This window comes from Oceanobacillus luteolus (genome assembly GCF_042678205.1).
Lineage (GTDB): Bacteria > Bacillota > Bacilli > Bacillales > Amphibacillaceae > Oceanobacillus > Oceanobacillus luteolus.
In genome coordinates this window covers 19085-28776 of record NZ_JBHUDE010000006.1, presented here as the reverse complement: position 1 = coordinate 28776, position 9692 = coordinate 19085, and the positions used below count along the sequence as shown (strand labels likewise).

General features: G+C 33.9%; 10 protein-coding genes and 1 pseudogene. 8 read left to right on the top strand and 3 right to left on the bottom strand.

Annotated elements, in window-relative coordinates; genetic code table 11:
* Positions 1-348: 348 nt before the first annotated feature.
* Positions 349-615, top strand: coding sequence for a hypothetical protein (locus ACFSBH_RS02115; protein WP_379595821.1), 267 nt, complete (start codon positions 349-351; stop codon positions 613-615).
* 441 nt (positions 616-1056) lie between these two features.
* On the opposite strand, the gene ACFSBH_RS02110 is transcribed toward ACFSBH_RS02115, so the two are convergent.
* Positions 1057-2067, bottom strand: a complete 1011-nt coding sequence (locus ACFSBH_RS02110; protein WP_379595819.1) for a DUF3231 family protein — start codon at positions 2065-2067, stop codon at positions 1057-1059.
* Between the two features lie 295 nt (positions 2068-2362).
* Between ACFSBH_RS02110 and ACFSBH_RS02105 the strand changes: the two genes are divergently transcribed.
* The 4 genes from ACFSBH_RS02105 (at position 2363) to ACFSBH_RS02090 (ending at position 6782) form a co-directional block, all read left to right on the top strand.
* Complete coding sequence (locus tag ACFSBH_RS02105; RefSeq protein WP_379595817.1) at positions 2363-2782, top strand: hypothetical protein; 420 nt, start codon at positions 2363-2365, stop codon at positions 2780-2782.
* A 212-nt stretch (positions 2783-2994) separates the two neighbouring features.
* Positions 2995-4776, top strand: a complete 1782-nt coding sequence (locus tag ACFSBH_RS02100) for an MMPL family transporter (RefSeq protein WP_379595815.1) — start codon at positions 2995-2997, stop codon at positions 4774-4776.
* On the top strand, positions 4769-6169 hold the full coding sequence (locus tag ACFSBH_RS02095) for an efflux RND transporter permease subunit (RefSeq protein WP_379595813.1): 1401 nt from the start codon (positions 4769-4771) through the stop codon (positions 6167-6169). The genes ACFSBH_RS02100 and ACFSBH_RS02095 overlap by 8 nt, the downstream gene beginning before the upstream one ends.
* 52 nt (positions 6170-6221) lie before the next feature.
* A complete protein-coding gene (locus ACFSBH_RS02090) occupies positions 6222-6782 on the top strand; it encodes a TetR/AcrR family transcriptional regulator (protein ID WP_379595811.1) in 561 nt (186 codons plus the stop codon).
* 150 nt (positions 6783-6932) lie between these two features.
* On the opposite strand, the gene ACFSBH_RS02085 is transcribed toward ACFSBH_RS02090, so the two are convergent.
* The gene (locus tag ACFSBH_RS02085; RefSeq protein WP_379595809.1) at positions 6933-7187 is read right to left on the bottom strand and encodes a spore coat protein; all 255 of its coding nucleotides are present in this window, start codon (positions 7185-7187) and stop codon (positions 6933-6935) included.
* A gap of 12 nt (positions 7188-7199) precedes the next feature.
* Complete coding sequence (locus tag ACFSBH_RS02080) at positions 7200-7385, bottom strand: hypothetical protein (protein WP_379595807.1); 186 nt, start codon at positions 7383-7385, stop codon at positions 7200-7202.
* A 225-nt stretch (positions 7386-7610) separates the two neighbouring features.
* On the opposite strand from ACFSBH_RS02080, the pseudogene ACFSBH_RS02075 reads away from it, so the two are divergent.
* From ACFSBH_RS02075 to ACFSBH_RS02065, 3 genes and pseudogenes are all read left to right on the top strand, one after another.
* Positions 7611-8187 (top strand): annotated as a pseudogene (locus ACFSBH_RS02075) (cupin domain-containing protein).
* Between the two features lie 539 nt (positions 8188-8726).
* On the top strand, positions 8727-9278 hold the full coding sequence (locus ACFSBH_RS02070; protein WP_379595805.1) for a sulfurtransferase TusA family protein: 552 nt from the start codon (positions 8727-8729) through the stop codon (positions 9276-9278).
* 12 nt (positions 9279-9290) lie between these two features.
* Positions 9291-9686, top strand: a complete 396-nt coding sequence (locus ACFSBH_RS02065; RefSeq protein ID WP_379595803.1) for a DsrE/DsrF/DrsH-like family protein — start codon at positions 9291-9293, stop codon at positions 9684-9686.
* The last annotated feature ends 6 nt before the right edge of the window (positions 9687-9692 follow it).

The following is a 9692-nucleotide window of genomic DNA, read 5'->3' as shown; positions in this document are numbered from 1 at the left end:
GCACACAGAGGCTCCATGTCAAGCCTTCACATATCTATTCAAATAAGCTTCAAAGCACAACCAAAAAACTAACTTAAATGTGTCCTAAATATTGACGTAGATCCAGTTTCTAAGTAATTCCTTTTGTTAAATTTAATACATTTTTAAATAATTTCCATCAAAGAATAAGCATCTTTATTTTTACACCGTTCCTTTTATGGCGGTGTAATTTTACGTTTACTGGCAAGACCCTAATTACTTTAAACGAATATTAGGTGTAAAATCAAAGGCTCTGCTGTTGTTCTAAGGCAAAAAGTGAGTTAATATCTGTCTTATTATGATAAGAAAACTGAAAAAGAGGGAAATTAGGTGAAATTATTGTTATGTAAGAAATGTAATCATATTTTTAGTCTCGCCTCACAAGAAAGAATTTGTGAGTGTAACGCAACTAAAGGTAGATATATCGATGAAATAAATGCTGTGTATTCTGGTGAATTTGTTGTCCCTTTAGGTTTTACAAATACTTCATTACTAAATGCAATTAAAAATCAACCCCAAACGGGATTAGGTGAACTATTTACTGCTTTTGTAATACCAAAAGATTGTTCTACTTTTATATATGAAAAAAATGATTAGGGGATTGAACCACAGGAAGGTCAAAAAATCGATCCCAAACAGAAAAAATAAACAGATTTAATTCATTAGCTGGAAGTGCAAAATAGGCAGGTGAGGACATTGAGCAGCTATAGGTGATATGATCCATTGGAGAACTAATTATGGTAAATATGATTAAAACGTACAGATATCTCAGATAACTAGATATCTAGTTACCTAAAAGTATATTTCTAATCTTTAAATAAATTTAATAAAATAAGGGAGGGGATCCTGAAAGTATGTATCCCAAAGTTAACATACGAAAGCCTAAAAAAGATAAAACCTTGCAACTAATGAAATTTAATAATGAAGATCATCATTAAAACAAGACTTAGTACAATTCTTCACATATAATTCACCAAATATAAAAATGGCTTTCCAATTAGAACCCCATTCAAAATTCATTAGTTGCCCTGAGTTTTCTCATTTTTTTGATTCCGCCAACTTACTTCTATCTTCCGCTAGTGGTGGTTGTTCAAGCCAGTTACTCTTTATCATTAAAGAAGTCCATTCGTTTGCTAATTTTAAACCGCCCATAATTGTCGACATATACTTTAGAGATAAATCTCGTCTTGGTGAAGCTGACAATCCTGTGCCGTAATAAGTCATTGCCGTGGAGACTAAAAATCCAATTTGGTACATCAATAGTTTTTCAGAAAAAGGTGAAACTGTAGAATTAGTAATTTCTGCATCAAATAATGGTGGACTTGGAAGATTTTCTTTACTTAATACTTCGGTAAACGTGTTTATATGTTCATCCGCCGTTTTACTTGCCTTCTGTAAGAACTTTTTCATTTTATCAGATTTTACAACCTGACATGCTAGGACTGCGAAAGTCTTTGCAATTATGGTTTTTTTAGTATTAAAATAAATTTGTGTTATTTCAACACAGCTTACAGGTCTTTTTTCTCCAAGCCAACCAGATAAGAATTTCTTATCTACTATATATTCTGCTCTCGCAGGCGGATTTATCACAGGAGGACGGTAATACAGACCTTTTTCTTGTAATATATTCTTTGTACGATTACATAATTCAGTTGCACTAGCAAGACATTCAGTAAAATAATCACGAACATCCAACCGTGCAGATGTTGTTATTGCCCCACTGTACCCGTGCAAACCATGTAAAGACATGATATTTAAAAAGTTTAAACATAAAACATCGGAAAAAAGACGTGGCGAATTTGGTGTATAGTCGTTATCTGTAAAACCTATGGGTATCGGAAAATTTTCACTTTGTAAGAATTCTTGTATTCTTTCCAAATGTTTAGTACTAAGAGACAATGCGTATTCAAATACATCTAAAATATCTTTGTCTACAATATGTTCAACCATATGTTTATGAAAACAGATACTCGCCGTTTCGTTAATATACTGTGTCCATAGTGCGGCAATTTCAGCAGAAGTTAATTTTGCCATATGTTCTGTATCCAATTTTATCACCTCATTACATAGGATTTCCTTTTTATCGTTTAAAATTCAGTCCTTGTTGGTAAAGGTATTAAAGCAACAATATTCGCTATGATTAACACCCTTCAAATTTATTCCTTTCATTGAGATCACCCCAATTCTAATATACCCAATTCGTAAATAATTAGTTTCAAGTGTGTTTTGTTTTTTGTATTTAAATGATGCAGTTTCAGCACAAAAGATTAAAGTAATTTTTGAACCTTGTACCTTATAAAACTCTGCAATAAAGAGAATAATATCTAAAAAAGGAGGTAGCAATTTGTATATTAAGTATTCGCTAGGGTTTTTGATTGGTTCTTTAATCCAAGCTGGTATCGTTATGTTGGCAGAAAATATTGGGATATCTCAAATGGGAGCAAAATTAACTGCCTTTCAGCTATTAACTCACATTCTTGCAGGCCAAGTAGCCGGATATATTTTGCTATTCATTATAAGGAAAGTAGAATTTGTCCAACAATTGAATACTTTTGTTACTGGGGTAATTTGGGGAGTGATTATTTGGGCTATTGTAATTCCTCTAAACGCTTCACAGGGAAAAGTTACATTACCTTGGGAGGCAGGAATAGGAACTGTAATTTCAAGTCTCTTGGCATTTATCATTTTTGGTATCATTGTTACATTCACCATCAAACGCTATGGATTCGAAAATAGAGTTGTAAGAGACCCCCAAACAACATAACTATTTAGAGTGCCTTTCTCAATATGAGAAAGGCATTTTTAAATAGTTTTATAAACGAAAATAGGATTTGATAAGCGATGCTATTACATTTATCGTTTATGTTTTTCTTTACAGCTCAAATTTTTGCTGTTATTATGTATGTTAGTGGTAACTTACATTTGGATTTTAAGTTATTATCACACCACTTACTGCGGGGGAGGAAATGAAGGAATATGCTGAAACGGATTGCAAGTTTATTACAAAATTTTCCGATAAAGTCAATATTCATCACAATTATCATTGTCATATTATTGGTAATCGGAGTAAAGAATGTACACATGGCCACAGGGAATGATACGTTAGTAAAAAGTAGTACAGATGTGTATCAGGACAACTTAATGTTAGAAGAAGAGTTTGGTGGGGAATCTGTTATCGTATTATATGAATCAGATAATTTACTCACTCCTGAAAATTTAGCTCATATGAAAGGGCTTGAGAGTGCTATACAAATGAATGATTCAATTTACAGTATTTTAAGCCCAGTCACTCTTGTAGAGGAAATTGCAAATAAACAAAGTGAGAATTTTCAAGAAGGTATAGTAGAAGTTATTGATGGATTAGATACGATGGGAAATAAATTAATCGAGATTGGTACAGAAATGGGTGAAAACGCTCAAGGTAATCAAGAACTTGAATTCCCACAACAAGATGGCTTAGAATTGCCAGACCTTGGGGGGGAAGGGATTGAACTACCCGAATTTGATAGTCCAGAGTTACCAGAGTTTGGTGAGATACAGCTTCCAGACATAGAAGGACAACTTGCTGAGTTAAATCAAGGATTTTCCAAATTAATAGATGCTCAGGAAAATTTAGGTGATGGTACAGAAAATCTTATTAACGGATATGTCCAATTTGGAACGAAAACGAAGGAATTAGCTGAAAATCTGAGTGTTCTAGCTAATCAAATAGAAGAAAATCCTGAGCAAGCAAAACAACTACAGGAAGTTAGTGTTGGACTAAATCAACTGTCACAACAAATGGTAGAAGTATCAGAAAATACTACTCGGCTTCCAGAGATTTCTACGCAAACGATTAATGGACTTCAAAATATGCAAGAAAAGTTAAGCGATCAATTAAATGAGCAGAAGAAACAACAGGAACAAATGCAGAAAGAACAAAATCAGATGCAGGCTGAAATGGAGGAAAGGTTAAAGCAGGAGCAAGCTGAAAAAGAAGCAAAAATGCAGGAAGAAATGCAAAGACAACAAAAACAAAAGCAGAAAAATATAGAAGAAAAAATGATTGCTCAGCAGAATGAAAAAGAAAAAGAAATGCAGGAATTTAAAGAAAAGATGGAAGGGAAGTTAGGTGAACAAGCAAAAAATTTAGGTACTCTGTCTGAAGGTTTAACGGAAATGGGTGAAAATTTACTAACAATTAGTGAAAATATGGAAACAATCCATAGTTATTCAGATATTATGAAACCCGGACTACCGACAAAACAAGCAACTCTAGATAATATGGTTTATGACAATGGTGAACTTCGGTCAATGTTTAAAGAAGTCATAGTGGATGATAGGCATATGATCATGATGATACGGTTTGAAGGAGATACAACAGATGTAGAGAAAAGTGAAGTTGTTTCCACAATCAATGATTATTTAGATAAAGAAAAGATGGATAACGTAGAAACCATTGTTTCTGGTAAACCAGTACTTGATAATGGTATTCGCTTATCTATGCAAGAAAGTATTCAAAAAATGATGGGACTTGCCTTGTTAATCATGGTTTTTGTTTTATTTATTGTTTTTAAGGTTCAATGGAGATTAATGTCTTTACTGACTGTAATTATTGCGGTAATTGGAACAGTGGGTTTAATGGGATGGTTAAACATACCGATTACAATGGTATCTATGGCCGTTTTCCCTATTTTAATTGGACTTGGTATTGACTACGGCATTCAGTTTCAAAACCGTTATGCCGAAGAAATGCTAAAGGAGGATTCCGATGAATAGCAGCAAAAATAAAGCAAAGAAGAGTTTGCATAAAACAATAACAAAGATGTTGCCAGCGGTATTCACTGCGTTGGTTGCAACAGGGATAGGATTTGTCGCCCTTTACACATCCCCAGTACCGATGATTCAAGATTTTGGTAAAATGTTAACGATTGGCTTAATTGTAAGCTTCATTCTTGGTATTTTTCTATTAATTCCAGTTTTATTCATTAGGGATTATTTCTTTGAAAATACTAAAAAGATGAAGCAGCCAAAACATAATGAAAAAGTTACAGATTCAAGAATGGATAGAGCGCTTGATTGGATGACAGCAGGTGTTATTAAATTACGGTGGATCATTATTGCATTAGCTGTTATCGCTGCTTCTATTGGAATTTGGGTAGATCTTGATGCAGACGCAGAGACAGATGTGGAAACTTTCATGCCGCAGGACACACAGGAACTGAAAGATATTCATAAATTACGCGATGTTATGGGGACCACTGATCAGGTTTCTATTGTTTACGAAAGCGATGAACTTATTACAGATGAAGTAATGAAGTGGGTGAATAATCTAACAGAGACAATTGGCACGGAATTTCCAGAAGTTGTAGTAGAAACAAAGTCAATTACAGATATTGTTAAACAAATAAACGATGGGGAGCTTCCCGAAGATGAATCATTTAAGGAACAAATTGCAGAAATTCCAAGTGAGCAATTAAAGCTTTTCCTAAATGATTCTGAAACAAAAGGAGTCATAACAGTAGGAATTAAGCATTTGGAGGCAGAAAAGTTAAAACAATTTATTGATAACTTAGGCACTTATTTAGATAACAACGAATTGGATGCTGTTAAAACAACCATTACAGGAAAGGCAGTATTAGATGTAGAAATGATTGAAGGGCTGACAACAGGTAGATATCAAATGACATTACTCGGTATGGGGCTTGTTTTCCTTAGTCTGCTCATTATTTATCTCCATCCAGTCAAAGCGTTTATCCCATTGTTGCCAATTATATTCATCGTTGGTTGGTCTGGATTGATTATGTACTTTTTAGATATAAGTTACACTCCACTTACAGCAACGTTAGGTGCATTAATTATCGGGATTGGTACAGAGTTCACTGTGTTAATTATGGAACGATTTTATGAAGAAAGAGAGAAAGGTCTTCAAAGTAGGGAGGCAATCCAAACAACGAATACAAGTATTGGAAAGGCTATTTTCGCATCAGCCTTAACAACCATTGGTGGATTTAGTGCATTGCTCGTATCTGACTTTGTAATCTTGAATAACTTTGGTATGATGACCTTAATTAACATTTCACTTGCGCTATTTTCTACTTTTATTGTCATGCCACCAATCTTAATTATTTTGGACCGATTTATAAAGGTAAAGCAAGTAAAGAATATTTAGTAACCCTGTTACAAGAAAAATATCTTATGAAATATAATGAAGGTGATAAGAATTGCGTGATGTAACAGAACGAATAATTAAAGGTGCAATTTCAGTTTTTATTAAAAAAGGATTGCAAGCAACTACACAGGAAGTAGCAAAAGAAGCCGATGTTGCTGAGGTAACGTTATATCGGAGGTATTCCACCAAGGAAAACCTTTTTATTACAGTCATTAAAAACGTCTTGGAGAATAAGTTCCACTCTCATATTTTTGAAATGGCAAAAGAAGAAAAAACTGAGCTGTTTTTAATGAATATTATTGAGGATAGATTGGATATATTGTCTAAAAACTATGATTTGGTAAGAATGCTGCTATCCGAAAGTTTAAGAGGAAATTTAACAAATGAAATTAATTTACCTTATATAATTTTTTCGAGTCTACAAAAGGGTCTAGAAAGTCATTTCGAGCTTAAAGGTCAATCAGTGGACACGGAATTTTATGCAAGACAGTTGGGCGGGATATTTTTAAGCTATGTTATACTGCCTAATGAGAAACCATTCAACAAACTAAGTATTCAGGATAAAAAGGATATAGCAAGAAAATATGCAAAATCAATACTTTCAAGTATATAGGAAGGATTTACTATTTAGAATTCATAACAACAAAGAGGTTGTTAAAGCTGCAGGAGATAGTTTAGTTGTTTGTATCCAATAGATTGTTCAAAAGCCATCATATATAAAAGATGGCTTTTGATTATTGTAATTGGATTCGGTTTTTATTAATTATTGCCCAGAAGACAATTGTGTTTTCGTTTGTTGAATCACTTGTTGTGTTGCTGGAGCAGCTGGCTGATAATATCCTTTTTGCAATGCATATTCATATAAAGCTCTTTGACGGTTCTCATCTTGATTACGTAATTGTATAAGCGTCTGCCTTAATTGTGGGTTATTGGATTCACTAATATGAGTGGCGTATCCAGTTAAACTCGCATTTAATCCTGATAAATAATCATTTACCATATCTTTTTCTTGTAGCATTTCAGTTCCTCCTTATCCAAAGAAGCCTATTAATTGTTGTTGTGCTTGTCTTGCAGCCTGTGCATCTTTTTGAAACATTTCCTTTAATTGCGGATCTGTACAATTTTGCGCATAAGAATCCAGTTTGTTTGCAATCATTCCGTGGCTTCCTATAATATGACGAAGATTCTCCACTTCAAGCTCTGTTAAGTTATTCATTATACACGCTCCTTTACGCTTTTTTCCTTTTTAAGTTACCCTAATAGAGAAAAGTAATACGAACAAAAACAAAGCCAATGCATAGGGCAGGAACGCTCAAAAGGTAACTTTACCTTTGATGAAGGAAAAACGAAAATGTTTCTTTTTTTAAAGTTACATAAGTCAAGTACAAATTCCCCCTATAGTACATAGGATAATTTGATGAACTGTGAAGGGATTGAGAAAATGTACTACAACCCATATGTATATCAGTATCCTTATTATTTTAATGTACCAGTGTATAACTATGGAAGACAGTCTAGTTACTTTACTTCTCCTAATGGGATAGAGCAGATAAACAAATTTGATTCTTTTCGCTCCCCAAATGGCAGCGATAATTTTTTGTTAACAGATTATGGACAGAAACCATTTGTTGTCAATATCAATGAAGCATCAAAGCACAATAATGCATTCCGTACTGCTTTATGGACCGGAAAATATCTTCAAGTTACTTTAATGAGTATTAATGTTGGTGAAGATATTGGGTTGGAAATGCACTCAGACGTGGATCAATTCTTACGTCTTGAACAAGGTCAAGGAATTGTACGAATGGGGAATAGCCCGAATAATTTGAACTTCGAANTGGCATAATTTAATCAATACTGGCAATACTCCATTAAAACTTTATTCAATATATGCTCCACCTAATCATCCGTTTGGTACTGTTCATGTCACTAAAGAAGAAGCAATGACTGCAGAAGAAGCTCATCATTATGGCGAAGGAAATAGGGGGTTTTTAACTAAATCCCAGTTGAATGGATAAGGTACACAGAGTTCTTAGTCAAAGAAGCACGAGAAGAAGTTAACAGAGTAATAAATATCACCCACATTCTTCAAGAATTTACTTTCATCGGCGTTCATGTGGGGAAAGGGTATTCTCCTGAAAAAGCATATGAAACAGTAGAAGAATGGGAACGTACGGGAGAATCAAAGCTTCTTCAACAAAGCAAAAATATGTAATGCTGGTCTTATTGTAAAAGGGAGTTTCTCATTTTTGATGAAACTCCTATTTTATTTTGTTTTAAAGAATAGTCAAAATGGATAATAATTTAAAATAAGTACTTTTCAATAGGCATCTATAAAAATTTAGATAACAAGGTTGACATTTTACCCTATAGGGCATATTATTGGTCTTGTAACTGATTTTCAACAAGCTAAATCAATGGAAATTTATAAAAGGTAATCTGCAAACGTCGTTATCAATAACGACTAATTTATTGTCAAATATTATACCCATATGGGTATAATAAATACCAAATCGTAAATTTTTTTGTTGAAAGTAATAACGTAGGGGGTAAATGTATGATTCAAGCAAATCACCAATTAGATGCAAAAGGTTTAGCTTGTCCAATGCCAATTGTGAAAACCAAAAAAGCAATTACGGATCTTGAAGATGGTCAAGTATTGGAAGTTCAAGCTACAGACAAAGGATCTAAAGCTGATTTAGCAGCATGGGCAAGTACTGTTGGCCACCAATATCTAGGAACATTGGAAGAAGGCGATGTTCTTTATCATTACATTCGCAAAGGCTCTAATGAACCAGAAGTGGAAAAAACATTTGAACACACTGTTTCACTTGATGAAATTGAATCAGGTGACGGTTTAATTTTAGATGTACGCGAAGCAGCAGAATATGCATTTGGTCATATTCAAGGTGCAAAGTCCATTCCAATGGGTGAATTGGAATCACGCCTTGAAGAATTGGATAAAGAAAAAGAAATCTATGTGATCTGCCGTACAGGGAAACGTTCTGATTTGGCAGCACAACTACTAGCAAACAATGGTTTTAAAAAAACTTTTAACGTTCTACCGGGTATGAATGAATGGAACGGAAAAATAACAAAAGAAATCTAGGAGGAATTTACTATGTCAGAAAAAGTAGCTATTATCGCAGCAAACGGTGGAATGTTTGATGCATACAAAGTATTTAATATCGCAACAGCAGCAGCAGCTTCAGAAAAAGAGGTACAAATCTTCTTCACTTTTGAAGGATTAAACTTAATTCATAAACAAGCAATGCACGCATTAGAAATGCCAGCAGGAAAGGAACATTTTGCTGGAGGGTTTGAAAAAGCAAATGTTCCTACTATCCCACAACTAGTTGAGATGGCACAGGAACTAGGTGTTAAATTTATTGCATGTCAAATGACAATGGATGTTATGGGACTTACGAAAGAAGATTTCGTTGATGGCATAGAAGTTGGTGGAGCAGTAACATTCTTAGAATATGCAAAAGATGCATCACCAACATTAACTTTCTAATTAGAT